The 17037-nt window shown below is 47.5% G+C and carries 9 protein-coding genes and 1 pseudogene; 4 read left to right on the forward strand and 6 right to left on the reverse strand.

The window, feature by feature from the left end:
- The 6 genes and pseudogenes from HMPREF1536_RS28330 to HMPREF1536_RS27530 all read right to left on the reverse strand — a co-directional run.
- A pseudogene (locus HMPREF1536_RS28330) lies at window positions 1-611 on the reverse strand (Mfa1 family fimbria major subunit); the annotation flags it as partial.
- A gap of 24 nt (window positions 612-635) precedes the next feature.
- Complete coding sequence (locus HMPREF1536_RS25920) at window positions 636-2069, reverse strand: DUF3868 domain-containing protein (RefSeq protein WP_028727465.1); 1434 nt, start codon at window positions 2067-2069, stop codon at window positions 636-638.
- A gap of 13 nt (window positions 2070-2082) precedes the next feature.
- Entirely contained in the window at window positions 2083-2709 is a 627-nt protein-coding gene (locus HMPREF1536_RS25925; RefSeq protein WP_028727466.1) for a DUF3575 domain-containing protein, read from the reverse strand.
- Window positions 2710-3043: 334 nt separating this feature from the next.
- Window positions 3044-4384, reverse strand: coding sequence for an MATE family efflux transporter (locus tag HMPREF1536_RS25930; RefSeq protein ID WP_028727467.1), 1341 nt, complete (start codon window positions 4382-4384; stop codon window positions 3044-3046).
- A 16-nt stretch (window positions 4385-4400) separates the two neighbouring features.
- Window positions 4401-5168 (reverse strand): peptidylprolyl isomerase, encoded by a 768-nt coding sequence (locus HMPREF1536_RS27525; protein ID WP_028727468.1) that lies wholly within the window; start codon window positions 5166-5168, stop codon window positions 4401-4403.
- Window positions 5169-5186: 18 nt separating this feature from the next.
- On the reverse strand, window positions 5187-5858 hold the full coding sequence (locus HMPREF1536_RS27530; RefSeq protein WP_028727469.1) for a peptidylprolyl isomerase: 672 nt from the start codon (window positions 5856-5858) through the stop codon (window positions 5187-5189).
- A gap of 126 nt (window positions 5859-5984) precedes the next feature.
- Between HMPREF1536_RS27530 and HMPREF1536_RS25945 the strand changes: the two genes are divergently transcribed.
- From HMPREF1536_RS25945 to HMPREF1536_RS25960, 4 genes are all read left to right on the forward strand, one after another.
- Entirely contained in the window at window positions 5985-7268 is a 1284-nt protein-coding gene (locus HMPREF1536_RS25945) for a DcaP family trimeric outer membrane transporter (protein ID WP_028727470.1), read from the forward strand.
- A 154-nt stretch (window positions 7269-7422) separates the two neighbouring features.
- The gene (locus HMPREF1536_RS25950; protein ID WP_028727471.1) at window positions 7423-11580 is read left to right on the forward strand and encodes a hybrid sensor histidine kinase/response regulator transcription factor; all 4158 of its coding nucleotides are present in this window, start codon (window positions 7423-7425) and stop codon (window positions 11578-11580) included.
- Window positions 11581-11717: 137 nt separating this feature from the next.
- The gene (locus HMPREF1536_RS25955) at window positions 11718-14969 is read left to right on the forward strand and encodes a SusC/RagA family TonB-linked outer membrane protein (protein WP_044191992.1); all 3252 of its coding nucleotides are present in this window, start codon (window positions 11718-11720) and stop codon (window positions 14967-14969) included.
- A 13-nt stretch (window positions 14970-14982) separates the two neighbouring features.
- Entirely contained in the window at window positions 14983-17004 is a 2022-nt protein-coding gene (locus HMPREF1536_RS25960) for a RagB/SusD family nutrient uptake outer membrane protein (RefSeq protein WP_028727473.1), read from the forward strand.
- Window positions 17005-17037: the final 33 nt, after the last annotated feature.

Raw genomic sequence — 17037 nt, forward strand, 5'->3', positions numbered from 1 at the left:
CGCTCCGCCTCGACCACAGCCGAGGCGGGATTGTCAATACTATTGTCCCCGCAAATATACACCCGTTCGTCTAAATGGCCGTCCGAGGCCATGACGAACCGGGTGTATTTGCCGTTATTTTCCGTCCAGGCACGTTTTTGCAGATAGTCGCGTACACCTCCCAGAGTCAATCCCTGAAGTTGCGGGCGTATGTTGCCTGTATTAGTGATTACTAGCAGGTCGTACCATCCGCCGGGTAAACCTACAAGTACAGGTTCGGTTTTATTGTCGCCCTGTATGGCATTACGGTCCAGGTACATAATCTTGTCGATAGGAGTTGATGCGGGCGAATTTACACCGTTTGTCCCTTGGTAGAAAAGCAACATCAGGTCGTCGATACGTGTTTCGTAATCCTGGCCCGGTTCATAGCCGTCACCGTTTTCGCCGCCGGTAGGATTCGAGCGGGTAGGGGTATGGGCTGATGAACAGCTGACGGTCAGGCTGAGATAGTTTTCTTCCGTCACATTCCCGTTTCCGTCATCTCTGTCGAAGCGTACTTCGTTTGTACAACCTACTAATATAAGATAAGCGGTTGTACAGACGGATAAAAGATATTTATATGTTATGTTCATGATCGATCATTGTTTTGAAGTTTCTTATTCTTCACGTTTCGCCTTGATCTGTTCAAGGTTTGCTTTAGCAGGTTTGCTTGCAACAGGGCTGTTTTGCAGGGTGTTCAAGATAACTTCCGCACCATCCAGATCTCCGCGTAACATGAGGATTGCCGCCTGTGCAAGCTGTTTCTCGTCGCCTTCGGCTGCTTTCTGAAGGTAACGCTCCGCCTGTTCCAGTTGACCGTTGCGAATAGCTGTGTTTGCGGCATTCAGGTTGGAGACTGGATCATCGGGGAACATCCGCACGGCGATTTCGAATACTTCGTTATACTTTGCACTTCCGGCCTCATAGGTTTGTGCCACCATGAACATTTCATTCAGGCTCAACTGTTTGGGGGCGGTGTAGATGAGTGATTTCGCTTCTTCGGCCGTAAAATTGCGGATATTGTATTTCACAACATAGTCCGAATGGCGTAGGGCGGGATAAATATCACGCAGCAAGATCTTGTAGGAAGCACCGCCGTTCAGTGTCTTCAGTTTCAGCTCCTTCTTGTCCATGTCGCGCGGTTCCGGGTTGCGGATGATGGCGAGCAGTTCCGCCTTGTCGGGAAGGTTCATATCTTCCAGCCGCTTTTCCAAACCTTCCCAGTCTTCCGGCTCGAAGTCGACGCTAAATGTGGCGTGTTCGAAGCGGTAGAGGCTTTTCACGTAGTCGCGCAGTGCCTTGGCACGGTTTTCTGCTAAATAGGTGTTGTTGGCGTAAGTCCCTTCGGGAGAGGCGAAACCTTTAATCCAGACCTCCGTGATGGTGGCGTACGGATCATCTTTCACTGATTCGATCGTGGCACGGATAGCAGCCAGTTCGCGCGGGTTATTACGATAGTCAGGATAAATCGTGATCTTATTGACCGGGAAGTCTAAGAATGCTTTTCCCTCTATTGCACGTGCCTTTACTGCTTCTGCTTCCGGGGTACGATATGCCAGCAACGGTTTCAGAATAACCGGTTCTGCCAAATTGATAGGGAAAAGAGGATGACGATCGTTTTGCAAAGCTTCCCAGCCACAACCGCAAAGGTCGGTGATGAGAGAGACTTCCGATTTTTTCATCCAGGGTGCCATTGGCGTGCGCGTTGTATATTCGAAAGTTTGTTCTTTTTTGTTTTGACGGCGCAGTTCGTATTCATTGTGTGTCGTATAAGTACGACCTGTGCGTTCATATAGGATATGACGATCACGCCCATTGACAATCAGAGGTGTTAGGGTGCGTATGCTGTCGCCGGCCGTAATGACCGGGGTACAAACGAGACTACGGTCGGACGGAACTTCGATTTCACTGAAGTCTAAAGTCATACCTACAATCAAGGTATTGTCCGTTTTCTCTACGATTTTGTCTTTTACTTTAATCTCTTGTGCCTGCGGTGCGATCGCAACCACCAAGCCGGATAGGATTAGCAATATGTTTTTATTTATTTTCATAAGGCTACGGTCTTTAAAATTGGTAAATAAGGTTGATAGCGGCCTGTGTCGGGCCAAAATAATGTTTTTTGATATATTTTTCACGGCGTCCGCAGTTTGTGCACGGGTACTTTTCTGATTCGAGATAAAGATAACCCACACCGACTGTAGCTTCCATGTTCCAATGTTTGGACAATATCCAGGAGTATCCGTAACTAACACCTACACCGGCACCCCATCCCTGGTGACGTTCGTTCTCTGTACCTAATATTTTAATATCTGAAATATTGTAAAGAACGTATGGTATATGCAGGCCGATAAAATGTTTATAAAAACTTTCGCAAAACCAATAGCGCATTTCAGGATGTACGTGTAAGTGTTTGAGTGATTTTCCGTAGCTGCCATCGTCTTTTTTACCGTCAAAGGGGTTTAGTCCGAGTTCTGCGTCAAATGTCCAGTGCCGTGCCAGGCGTACTTCGCCTCCAAGATTAAAAGTTCCTGTTCCCCAATATGGGATGTTGGTTTTAAGTCCGAAGACGGAGCCACGGCCTTCGGATATAGAACCTCGAATAGGTCGTATTTCTTGTCTGAGCGATGTCTCCTGTGCCGTTGCCAAGAAAGGCAAGACACAAAGAGCAATTTGTAAAATTGTCTTTCTCATCTTGCAATCGATTATTTATATTATTTATTCTTTTTTCTGTGCGGTTATTTAATATTATTACCAAGTGTATAATCTTTCCTATCTTTTTTAATCAAAGAGCTAATGATTAGCAAATGTATATGAAATCTCAATATAAAAGAAATGTGAAAAGCGTGTGGTTTGTTTACGAATTGATACAAATTGGTTTATTTATTTATGATAAATTTGATAAACAACGGGATTGTCTTATGGTTAAAATAAATCGATTTAGTTTTTTTAAGTTTTTTAATTAAAAAGGATGGTTATTTTACTATTATGATCGGTTTTTCAAGATTATGAAGATTATCAATCGTTTTTATTGTTGGGAAAGACTCAATCGATTAAATCTTCTCCATAATAATATGCCTAAGGTTGTCAGACTTACAGGGAAGCCACACCAGATACCAATTGCTCCCCAATCGAAGATGAATCCGCAGATGTATCCTATCGGCAAAGCTAACCCGAAATGGCAAACAAATGCGCAATAAGCCATATATTTCACATCGGCAATGCCGCGTAATGCATTGGCAAACAGTATTTGCAATCCGTCCCCGAACTGATACAGGATAACCGACCACGACAGAAGGGCAACCATCGCCACCACATCCTGCTCGGGAGTAAACAAATATCCCATGTTTTTATGGAAGGCGAGAATGAACAGGACAAATATAACCGCCACTCCCATGATCAGGTGCAGCCCCGCAAAAGAAGCCCGGCGTATATCCAACCAGTTTCCCTGCCCTTTGAAAGCACTTACACGGATGGTGACCGCTGCCGCAATACCGTAATACACCATGAATCCTAATGTCGTGATGACACCCAGCACCTGATGCGCTGCCAATGCTGTACTGCCTATCCATCCCATCATGATTACGCTCAGGCTGAATGAACCCGTTTCGACTCCCATCAACAGGCCGACCGGAAATCCCATCCGGATCAGGTTGTTGAGATTCACCCGGTTGATGACTCCTTCCCTGAACCCTTTCAGGTATTCTTTATATTTACTGTGGCGGAAGAACAGGATAAGGAAAACAATGAATGTCAGGATACGGCTGACCAGGGTGGAGATCCCGGCACCTGTCAGCCCCATTTCCGGTACGCCGCATTTTCCGTAGATAAGGAAATAGTTCCCGATGATATTGAGAACATTGGCTCCAAGCATGATCCACATAGGGGTAACCGTGTCGGTCGTCCCGTCGCTGAATTGCTTGAAGGAGTTGAACAACATGGCGAATATAACGGAAAATAACTGGAGAATGTAATAGGGGACGATATAGGGCATCAGCTCTTCCGGCTGGTTCAGCAGGTCGATATTCAAGAGCAGCAAAAGCATACAAAGGCTGAGCAGTATGCCGACGATGAAGTTGATCAATAAACTGTTCTTCAATGTCTCCCCGGCTTTGCGAAACTCTTTGCCGGCAAAAAGACCGCCGATAATGGGAGTGAGGCCATACGAGAAACCCATCCCGAAGATGAAAGCCAGGTTAAAGAAATTGTTTACGAATGAGGCGGCCGCCAGTTCGTTGGTGCTATGGTGGCCTACCATTATATTATCGGCAAAGCCTACAATAATAATGCCCAGCTGTCCCAACATGATCGGGACACCCAGGCGTATTGTTTGTTTATAATGTTCTTTGTAAGTAGAGAATTGTATCATTCAGAAATGCAAATCCTTATTCTATGATGCTGACCGACTCGATAACGACGTTTTCCAACGGGCGATCCTGTCGGTTGGTCTTAACGTTCTGGATGGCGTCTACCACGTCCAGACCTTCTGTCACTTCGCCATAAACCGTATATTCATTATCCAGGAAAGGCACGCCGCCGATTGTTTTGTAGGCTTCCCGTTGTTCCGGTGTAAGCTTGGTTTCGTCCTTGCGCTTTTCGGCTTCCATTTCCGTCTTGCCGACCAGTGTATCGCGGATGATGGCCAGTTCGGCCTTGTCGCCACTTTGATAAGCCGCTTTGATCTTGGCGCTGTTTTCTTTTTGCAGACGGGCAAAGATCGACTGTTTCAGGCGGCCTTCTTTTTGTTTCTCCATCTGTGCCAGTTCAGCGTCTTTGTATACTTTTCCGGTTACGATATAAAACTGGGAAGCCGAAGATTCCTTTTCCGGATTAACTTCGTCACCTGTGCGGGCTGCGGAAAGTGCCCCTTTCTTATGGAAATATTTCGGGTAAACGAACTCGGCGGGAACGGTATAACCCAGGTCGCCGGCACCCAGTTGCTTGCTCATGGGAGCGTCTTTCGAGGTTACATCGCCACCCTGTACCATGAAATCCTTGATTACACGGTGGAACAAGAGGCCGTTGTATTGTCCTTCCTTTACCAGCTTGATAAAGTTGTCGCGGTGTTGCGGCGTTTCGTTGTATAGTTTTAGCTTGATTGTTCCCAGGCTGGTTTTCATCACTACCTGGGTTTCTTTTGTTTGCGTTTCCATTCTTATCTCTTTTATTGATTATTTATCGACAATAGTCATTGTCTTGATCTTTATATTCTTCAGAGGTCTGTCTTCCTCATTTGTTTCGACAAACTGGATTTTATCTACCACTTTCATCCCTTTAACAACTTCTCCGAAGACGGTGTATTTGTTATCCAGATGAGGTGCGCCGCCTTCAAGCATATAGGCCTGGCGTTCTTCCGGGGTAAATGTTTTGTTGTCGCTTTTCTCCATCTTGTCCAGTTCCATTTCGGTATAGAACTTTCCGGTGACGATATAGAACTGTGTGCCGGATGAGGCACGTTCCGGGTTTTCTTCGTCGCTGGTGCGGGCAGCACACAACATACCGCGTTTATGGAAGTATTTCGGATAAACGATTTCGGCGGGAATGGTGTAGCCCGGATCGCCGTCGCCCAGGTGCTTTTCGATAGGGGCATCTTTCGAGTCGATATCGCCCCCTTGTATCATAAACTGTTTGATTACGCGATGGAACAGCAGGCCGTCGTAACGCTTTTCTTTCACATTTTTGATAAAATTATCCCGGTGTAAGGGCGTATCGTTAAATAACTTCACTTTGATCTTCCCCATATCGGTGTCGATCAGTACAAGTGTCTCAACATCCTGCGCTTGCAAATGAACGGATGTCAGTAATCCGACTAGTAATAAACATATAGCAAACAGCTTCTTCATCTTCGTTTTATTTAGTTATTAAGGCAACAAAAATAGTTACTTTTAGTCGTTAACGCAACCTTTTAACACAACCTTTTCATGCGGTGCTTGTTCCTTACTGGTAAAACGTCTAAACAAAACACATTTATGAAAGCATTTGTTAAAGGAGCAGTTCTTCTGCTCGGGTTAGGAGTATTCTCTTCCCATGCTCAGGCTCAGAAAGTGATCATTCAGGATGAGGAGCCGAATTCTATAATCTTTGTTTCGCGCGACAAGGCGGGGGATGAGATAATCCGGATATTGAATGAAACGAAAAGTCCGCGCTTCCATGAACCGGGTATTCCACGTTTCCTGATGACCGACCGGAAAGGCCGTTTCGCTTTAGGTATCGGCGGGTATGTAAAGGCAACTGCCGAATATGACTTCGGCGGTATCTCCAAAGATATTGATTTCTATCCGGCACTGATCCCCAACAAAGGTGCCTCGCATGTCAGAAACCAGTTCCAGATGGATGCCACTACCAGCACTGTTTTCCTCAAATTGGTAGGCCATACCAAGCATCTGGGCGACTTTGTGGTGTATACGGCCGGTAACTTCCGGGGCGACGGCAAAGGTTTTGAGTTGCGTAACGCTTATGCTTCTTTGCTGGGCTTTACGCTCGGTTACGATTACGGTTCGTTTATGGATCTGGCCGCTATTCCCCCGACGATCGACTTTGCCGGGCCGAATGGGATGGCGATCTATCATGCTACCCAGTTCCGCTATGAACGCGCTTTCGGTAAAGGATGGAAAGCCGGTGTCGGTGTGGAAATGCCCGTAGTGGATGGCACTACCAACGATAAGTTGAATATCGGTTCGCAACGTATGCCTAACTTCCCGGCTTACGTTCAGTACGGATGGAATAAGAGCAGCCATGTACGTGCCGCCGCTATCGTACGGAGTATGACTTATGATAACCTGGTCGCTAACAAGGCTGAGTCGGAAACCGGCTGGGGTGTGCTGCTTTCTACCACTTTCAATCTGTGCAGCAAAGTGCAGATGTACGGACAGGGTGTTTACGGTAAAGGTATAAGTCAATATATGAACGACCTGAGTAATCTGAATGTGGATATCGTTCCCGATCCGGCTAAAGCGGGACATATGCAGGTGCTTCCTATGATGGGATGGTATGCCGGATTGCAGTATAATATTTCCCCGAAAGTTTTTGTTTCAAGTACCTATAGCCAGTCACGCCTGTACAGCGATAATGATTATCCCGAAACTCCGTCCGAACAATATCGTTACGGCCAGTATCTCGTAGCAAACTTGTTCTGGAACGTAACACCGGATCTTCAATTAGGTGCTGAATATCTTAGAGGATGGCGTACGGACTTTAATGATCAGACACGCCATGCCAACCGTCTGAATGTAGCCGTTCAATACAGTTTCTAACGGATATTTGTTTGTTTATTATACAATAAGAGAGAGACGTCGCTGCAAGATGCAGTAATGACGTCTCTCTTATTTTTATGTGTGTATTGATGCTACTTAATTAAAATGTGGAAAGGATTTATTACTTTTGCATAAACAAATTAAGGAAAAGCACATGAAAAACACCTCACGTTTTTGGCTATTTAACATTCTGCTGATGTCGGTGTTATTATGGGGTATACAAGATCGTTTGCTGGCGGACAATGCTTCAATAAAGAACCTTCGTTTCAACAGAATATCATCTTTTGAGGATTTACCATCGGAAGAAATAACGCAGATCATACAGGATAATAAAGGATATATCTGGATAGCTACCAATTCCGGCTTGTGCCGTTACGACGGTTACCGTATTCGTACCTATAAGGACAACCTGTTCACACCGGGTATACTGACGGACAACCAAATCAAGACCATTGCAGAAGATCATAGTTACAACCTTTGGATCGGCACAAATAACGGCCTGAACATATTGAATATGATAACCGGACAGATCCATAAAGCGGAGGATAGCCGATTGCAGGATAAGGTGGTCTCTGTCTTGTATGTATCGAAAGACAATAATGTATGGGTCGGTATGGATGATGGATTATATCGGTATATCCCGGAACGGGGATCTTTTATCGTATACGATAAAGCAACCAATGGGCGCCCATTGGTTGGCATTAAGTCTATCATGGAAGATAGTAAAGGACGGCTTTGGATAGGGACCTGGGCTGTAGGCCTTTTAAGATATGAAAAGGATAAGGATGCCTTTATCAGCTATCCGCAGATGGACGAACGTAACTCCGCCCATGTCTTATTTGAGGACAGTTACCAAACCATCTGGGTAGGTACCTGGGATCGGGGATTGTATCATCTGAATACTCCGGAAACACCTGAGACGGTTACCTGGAAGCACTATCTCAGTCAACCGGGTAATAAACAAAGCCTCTCGGACAATATCATTTACAGCATAGAAGAAGAAACCGGCAGCAACACCCTCTGGATCGGAACCCGCAGCGGCCTGAGTATCCTCGATCTGGACTCCAAAGATGATTCGTTTGTGAATTATTTACCGGAAAGTGAATCCTATAAACTACCTTATAATGAATTGGATGCCATTGTGCGCGACCGTTCGGGTATCATGTGGCTGGGTATGATGGGAGGGGGAGTCTATTCCGTTAATATGCGGCATTCCCCTTTTCAGAAGAATGATCTGGAATCGGTCAAGCACAGGCTGTTCAGTAACTCCGTGCGCAGTATGTTTGTGGATAGCGAACAGACGCTCTGGATGGGAATAGGCAGTTATGGCCTGGTTATCCAGGAGCAGGGAGCCGAACAACCGGTCTTTTATATCGATCATCCCGATTTCAGGCAACCGACACCTTATCTGTATACGATCAACCATATCATAGAACGCAGGGACGAGCAGGAAATCTGGTTCGGGACGTGGGGCAGTGGCATTACCATCTATGATAAGGATGCAGCCGGAAATAAGATACGGCACCTGAATGAAGAAAATACTCCCTGGCTGCCGGATGGCTTTATCTTCAGTATGTTGGAAGACAGCCGGAAGAACGTCTGGATAGGTTGCCGTAGCGGTGTGGCTGTTTACGGGCCCGATGGCAAAGGCGTTTCGTTGAGCGACTACCGGGCGGAACCGGATGGAGCCCCGATCAACTATTGCTATTATGCCATTGAAGAGACACGGGACGGAAATATCTGGCTGGGAAGTAATCACGGGATTATCCGTGTTTCCGGAGATGCATCCCAACCGGATCAGTTACAGTTCAGCCTGTATGACAGGGCGAACGGCAAACTTACCTACGAATGGCTGCAATGCCTGTATGAAGATTCGAAGGGTAACCTGTGGGCCGGTTCCGATGGCGGCGGCTTGAACTTATACGATAAAGAGAGCGATTCTTTTATCTCCGTAAACAGACGGTATAACCTGCAAACCGATGTAGTCAGCAATATACAGGAGGACGAAAGCGGTAACCTCTGGCTGGGAACCGGTTCGGGGCTGGTTCGCCTGACGGTTTCACCGGATGCTGCAACGGCTTCGTCGCGAACCTATACGGCAACCGATGGCCTTCCCGACAACTCGTTTATACGGGATGCCATAGCGAAGGCGAAGGATGGCAAGTTATATTTCGGCGGACATAACGGTTATGCCAGTTTCTATCCGCAGAAAGTAAAGGAGGACGATGTGGTTCCACCGGTAGCCATTACGAATATATCAATCTTTAATACTCCGCTGGATGAGCTTACTCCCGCAGACAGGGAGGAAATAACCCCTAACTCTTCCAGCTTTGCCAATGAACTGGTTCTCGACTATAACCGGAATCATTTCAGTATCGAATTCTCTTCGCTGAGTTATGCCAATCCTTCCAAAAACAAATATGCCTATAAGCTGGAAGGATACGACACGGACTGGCAGTACACGGGAGCGTCCAGCCGCGTTGCCAATTACAACAACCTGAAAAGCGGCCTTTATACGTTCCACCTGAAAGGTTCGAACGAGAACGGCCTGTGGAACGAACAGGAACGGGTATTGCAGATCCGTATCTTGCCGCCACCCTGGAAAACGACCTGGGCTTATACATTATATATACTGTTGCTGTCGGCAACGGTGTTTGTCACCTACCGTGTACTGAAAAACCGTATCCGTGAGAAGCAGGCGCAGGAGTTACAGAAGATGGAACTGGTTAAAACGAAGGAGATCAACCATGCCAAGTTGCAGTTCTTTACCAATATCACGCATGAGTTCCTGACACCTCTTACCATCCTGTCCGCTTCGCTGGACGAAATGAAGATGCAGGCGCCGCAACTCGACGACTTCTATAAGGTGATGTCCGACAATATAAACCGTCTGATACGCCTGTTGCAGCAAATCCTGGAATTCCGGAAAGCGGAGACCGGCAACCTGAAACTGAAAGTATCGGAAGCAGACCTGGCTACCTTCGTGCGGAAGGAAGTAGAAGCATTCCGCCCGCTGATGAAGAAAAAGAAAATGCAGTTCAGCTTTACCTGCCAACCGGATACGATTACCGGGTATTTCGATCCGGACAAACTGGATAAGATATTATATAACCTGCTATCCAACGCCTCGAAATATAACCGCGAAGGGGGTACGATCGATGTCAACCTGTCTCTGGATGAAGAAGAAAACATCGTAACCCTTTCCGTGAAGGATAACGGCCAGGGTATTTCCAAGGAAGGAATGAAGAACCTGTTCAAACGTTTCTATGAAGGCGACTACCGGCGTTTCAATACGACCGGGACAGGGATCGGTCTGTCGTTGGTAAAAGACCTGGTTACATTGCACGAAGGAACTATCCGTGTGGAGAGTGAAGAAGGGCAGGGGGCGACCTTTATCGTCACGTTACCGATCTCCCGCTCCGCTTATAAGGAGGAACAAGTGGATGAACTGATAACTCCGGCTGCCGATGAGCAGGTGCTGCCTGCGGAAAGCGGGGATACCGGAAGTACTTCAAAAGAGAAAAGCGGGTATTCTTTGTTGCTGGTAGAAGATAATGAAGAACTGTTGGCTCTGATGGTCAAACTGTTGGGACGCGAATACCCGGTCTATACGGCACATAACGGGAAAGAAGCCATCCAGGCGATCGAGTCGAACGATATCGACCTGATCGTCTCCGACGTAATGATGCCGGAGATGAACGGAGTGGAGTTATGTCGCTACGTGAAAGGGAACTTCGACATCTGCCATATCCCTATCATCCTGCTTACGGCTAAGAATAAGGAAGAAGACCGTATCGAAGCCTATGAATCCGGTGCCGACGGTTTCCTTAGCAAGCCTTTCAACCTCTCGTTGCTGCATGCCCGTATCAAGAATTTGTTGCGGGGGAAGGAACGAACCGCCCGCGACTTTAAGAAGCAACTTGTCTTCGAAGCGCAGGAACTGAATTATACCAGCCTGGATGAGGATTTCCTGCAACGGGCGATCAGTTGCGTGCAGAAGCATCTGGATAATTCGGAATTCGACCAGCAGCAGTTTATGGAGGAAATGGCTACCAGCAAATCTACCTTATATAAAAAGCTGAAGTCGCTTACCGGACTGAACACTTCTGCCTTTATCCGCAATATCCGTTTGAAGGCGGCCTGCCAGATTATCGAAGAAAAGAAGCGGGTACGTATTTCCGAACTGGCTTATGCTGTCGGATTTAACGATCCGAAGTACTTTAGTGCCTGCTTCAGGAAGGAATTCGGTATGCTTCCTTCCGAGTATATGGAGCGTTATCATCCGGAAGCTGCCGAGGAGGGTGAATTATAGATAAAAGAAGTCTGTAAATAGATACTGTGTTAGTTTACAGACTATTTGTAATCATGTGTAGAGTACACTTGTTCTTTTAATGGTCACATTTGCGGAAAGAAATTAACCGCAATGTTAAACCATTAAATTTGTATTGCATGAAAGCACACAGTTTTGTGTTGGCAGCCGCGCTGTTAAGCGCATGCCCCGTATTATACGGAAATGCTGCCGGAGCTGATCCTATCGTCCGGCAAAGTAATGCGGCCAGTCCGCAGCAGAGTAAAAAGATTTCCGGTGTCGTTAAGGATACAAGCGGCGAACCGGTAATCGGAGCTAACGTTATTGTGAAAGGAACTACAAACGGAACCATGACAGACATCGATGGACAGTTTAATCTGGATGTCCCGTCGGATGCTATCCTGCAAATATCTTATATCGGATATATCGCGCAGGAAATGCCTGTAAGAAATCAAACGGCTTTTAATATCAAACTGGTGGAAGACAGCCAGGCTTTGGATGAAGTCGTTGTTGTTGGTTTCGGTACCCAAAAGAAAGTAAACCTGACAGGTTCTGTAGGAACAGTCGACTCTGAAGCATTGGAAGCACGTCCGGTAATGAATGCGACGCAGGCATTACAGGGGTTGGTTCCCGGTTTACAGATCTCATCGGCCGGCGGTAGTATGGAAACAAAAGCTGATATTAATATACGTGGTACAGCCACGATCGGTGAAGGTTCGAGCGGCAGCCCGCTGGTACTTATCGACGGGATGGAAGGCGATATTAATTCCATCAATCCGCAGGATATCGAAAATATCTCAATTCTGAAGGATGCCGCTGCTTCTTCTATCTATGGTTCACGTGCTCCTTTCGGGGTAATCCTTATTACTACCAAAAGCGGCCGCAGCGGTAAACCGGTGATCAATTATAACAACAGTTTCCGTTGGAACGATCCGGTAAAGACTCCTAATATGATGGACTCGTATACCTTCGCCACTTATTTCAATGATGCCAATGTGAATGCCGGTAACGGATTGTTCTTTACCCCGGAGCGTCTGCAACGTATCAAAGATTACCAGCAGGGTAAGATTTCCAATTCTGTTATTGCCAATCCGAACAACCCGCAATATTGGGCAGACGGTTATGCCGAGGGTAACGACAACGTCGACTGGTACGATGCTCTGTACCGCAACTGGGCTTTCTCGCAGGAACATAACTTTAGCATCAACGGCGGTTCCGACAAGGTAAGCTACTATGCTTCTTTCAACTATCTGGATCAGAACGGTCTGATGGTATTCAACCAGGATACGTACGATCGTTATACGGCTACCGGTAAGATCAATGCCACGCTGACAGACTGGGCCAAGTTGAATTACAGCACCCGTTTCACCCGTGAAGATTACGGACGTCCTTCTGCCATGTCGGATGGATTGTTTTCCGATCTGGGACGTCAGGGCTGGCCGGTGTTGCCTTTGTATGATCCGAACGGTTACCTTTATTCTTCTCCGTCACCCGCACTGGGACTGGCTACCGGCGGACGCGATTATACGCAGACCGATAATATCTACCAGCAGGCTTCGTTGATCCTCGAACCGATCAAGAACTGGATTACCCATATCGACTTCAACTACCGCATTATGTCGGCCAACCGTCACTGGGACTCGCAACAGACCTTCAACCATGATGTGGACGGCAATCCGGTAATCTACGGCACAGGATCGAATGTGCATGAAGAACTTCACAAGGAGAACTATATGAACCTGAATGCCTATACGGAATACAGCTACAATCTGGAGTCGGGACATAACTTCAAAGCAATGGTCGGTTTCCAGTCGGAAATGATGCGCCAGACCAAGTTTGGCCTGCAACGCGATGGTATCATTATCTCCGGACTGCCGGAAGTAGACCTTACTTCGGGACTCGATTATAACGGTGGCGTGGTGACTCCTTCCGTCAACGGTGCCCGTCAACGCTGGACAACAGCCGGTTTCTTCGGACGTATCAACTATGACTATCAGGGTCGGTATCTTGCAGAAGTAAACCTTCGCTACGACGGTACTTCCCGCTTCCATAAAGACCAGCGCTGGAACCTGTTCCCTTCATTCTCCCTGGGATGGAATATTGCCCGTGAAGCGTTCTGGGAACCTATCGCTGAATACGTCGGCACACTGAAACTGCGCGGTTCTTATGGTGAACTGGGTAACCAGAATACAACCAGTTGGTATCCTTCTTATCAGATACTGGAAGTAAAAGCCAGCGACGGTAAATGGTTGCAGAACGGCCTGAAGCCGAATGCCGCTTATGTGCCCGGACTGATCAGTTCCACCTTAGGATGGGAACGCGTACGTAACTGGAACGTCGGTGTCGACTTCGGATTACTGAACAACCGCCTGACCGGATCGTTCGATTATTACAACCGTCTGACACTCGATATGATCGGCCCGGCTCCCGAACTGCCTGCTTCTTTGGGTGCGGATGTCCCGAAGACAAACAATACCGACTTAAAGACTTACGGTTTCGACCTGGAGATCGGATGGAACGACCGTCTAAAGAACGGCCTGGGCTATAGTGCCAAATTTATCCTGTCGGATGCGCAGACCGAGATCACCCGCTACCCGAACCCGACCGGAACGCTCGACAAATACCGTACAGGCCAGAAGTTGGGTGAGATCTGGGGTTACGAAACGATCGGTATCGCCCAAACGCAACAGGAAATGGATAACCACCTGGCCTCTTTGCCGAATGGCGGACAGGAAGCTCTGGGCACAAGCTGGGAAGCCGGCGACATCATGTACAAAGACCTCAATGGCGACGGCATGATCAGCAACGGTGCCAATACGATCGACGATCACGGCGACTATAAACTGTTGGGAAATAACACGCCGCGCTTCCAGTTCGGTATCGACCTGGGTGCCGACTATAAAGGTTTCGACTTCCGTGCCTTCTTTCAGGGTGTGATGAAACGCGACTTCTGGCAAGACAGCGAATACTTCTGGGGTGTGACGGATAATATGTGGTGGTCGGCCGGCTTTAAAGAACATGCCGATTATTTCCGCGCAGAAGCATCCAACGACCTGGCTGCTAACCTGAATGCCTACTATCCGCGTCCTATCTTCAATACCGATAAGAACCAGAAGATACAGAGCCGTTATCTTCAGAATGCCTCTTATATCCGCCTGAAGAATGTTCAGTTGGGATATACGCTGCCGGCTACGCTGACCAACAAGTTCTATGTATCCAAACTGCGTATCTTCGTCTCCGGTGAAAACCTCTGGACAGGTACAGGCATGGCCAACATGTTCGATCCGGAAACTATCAACGGTGGTAAGGTGGATGATAACACAAAGAAAGGTAACGGTAACGCTTACCCACTCTCTAAAACGATCTCATTCGGTATAAATGTTACTCTTTAATAGCTGATTTACGATGAAACACATAAATAAAATCAAACAACTGGCAGGAGTCGCTTTGTTAGGCGTACTGGTTTCCTGCAATGACTACCTGGAGCAGTCTCCTCTGTCACAGATCACTCCGGATAAATACCTGAACGAAGAATCCCAGCTGGCAACCTATGCCAACGGATTGTATACGGATATCCTGCCTTCGCACGGCGAATGGAGTTACGGAACCTTCGGTACGGACGAACATACCGACAACCAGGCAACGAAAACGTATGATAATAAGTTTGTCCCCGGGCAGTGGAGAACAGCCCAGACAGAAGACAGCGACAAGAACAAACGCCACTGGTTCTTCGAACGTATCTATAGTTGCAACTATTTCCTGGATAACGTATTGCCTAAACTGGCTGAAGGTAAGATCACCGGAAGCACGGACAATATCAACCATTATGTCGGCGAGATCTATTTCCTTCGTGCCCATGAATATTTCAAACGCTATCAGAAATTTGGCGATTTCCCTATCATCCGCCATACGTTGCCGGACGAAATGGAACCGCTGATCGAAGCCTGCAAGCGTTCTCCCCGTAATGAAGTGGCCCGTTTCATTATCTCCGACCTCGATTCGGCTATTATGCTGATGGCTACAACCCCGGACAAGAATAAGAGCCGTATTTCGAAAGAAGCCGCTTTGCTGCTTAAGTCGCGTGTGGCCTTGTTCGAAGGAACCTGGTTGAAATACTTTAAAGGAACGGCCTTTGTCCCGAATGGAGACGGATGGCCTGGCAAGAGCAAGGAGTATAATGCTAATTATCAGTTCCCTTCCGGAAGTATAGAAGGCGAGATCGATTACTTCCTGACCGAGGCGATGGATGCTGCCAAACAGGTGGCCGACGCAACTCCTCTGGTAGAGAATACCGGTTTGGTTCAGCAGGATGCAGCAGATCCGGTCAATCCGTACATGGATATGTTCGGCGATGTAGACCTGTCCGGCTACAGTGAAGTCCTTTTATGGCGTCCATATAATAAAGGATTAGGACAAACACATTGTGTGGTTGTCGGAGCACAGAACGGTGACTATGGAGTAGGAGTGACCCGTGGTATGGTAGACGGTTTCCTGATGAGCGACGGTATGCCTATCTATGCCTCTTCCGCTTACAAAGGCGATAAAACGATTGCCGACGTCCGTGTCGGCCGCGACTCCCGTCTGAATATCTTCCTGAAAGAACCGGGACAAAAGAATATCTTGTTCGAGTCGACCGAAGGGACACATGCCGTACTGGTAGAGCCTAACCCGGCGATCCTGGAGTCTTCTCTGGAAAAGACATATACTACCGGTTACGCTTTGCGCAAAGGTAATTCTTATTATCAGAACCAGTGCGCCAACGGTGCCAGCTACACCGGCTCGATCACCTTCCGTGGTGTGGAAGCTTATCTGAACTATATGGAAGCCTGCTATGAAAAGAACGGATCGCTGGATGCAACAGCCCAGAACTACTGGCGTGCCATCCGTGCCCGTGCCAAAGTCGATACGGACTACAACAAGACGATCGCCGCTACCCGCATGAGCGAAGAAGCAAAGAACGACTGGGGTGCTTATTCTGCCGGAAATCTGATCGATCCGACTCTGTATAACATCCGCCGCGAACGTCGTTGCGAGCTGATGGCCGAAGGATTACGTTTCATGGACTTGTGCCGCTGGCGTGCAATGGATCAGATGATCAAGACTCCGTATCATATCGAAGGTTTCCGCCTGTGGGCCGGCATGAACGAATGGTATAAGAATGAAGACGGCTCAACCCGTTTGGTATATGGTCTGGATAATCCGAGTGCAAACGTATCCGACCCGGCATTGAGCGAATATCTCCGCCCGTATGAAATCTCCGGCCGTTCGGTTGCCAAAGACGGTTATCGCTGGGCAATGGCTCATTACCTGCAACCGATCTGTATCCAGCATCTGATGATTGCTGCCAACGGTGCAGATATATCCGTCTCACCGATCTATCAGAACCCGGGATGGCCGACAGTGGCTAACCAGGGAGCTACGGAATAGTTGGGAGTTTTGGTTTATCTCCTTAGGTAAGTT

It is taken from the genome of Parabacteroides gordonii MS-1 = DSM 23371 (assembly GCF_000969825.1).
GTDB classification, from domain to species: domain Bacteria; phylum Bacteroidota; class Bacteroidia; order Bacteroidales; family Tannerellaceae; genus Parabacteroides; species Parabacteroides gordonii.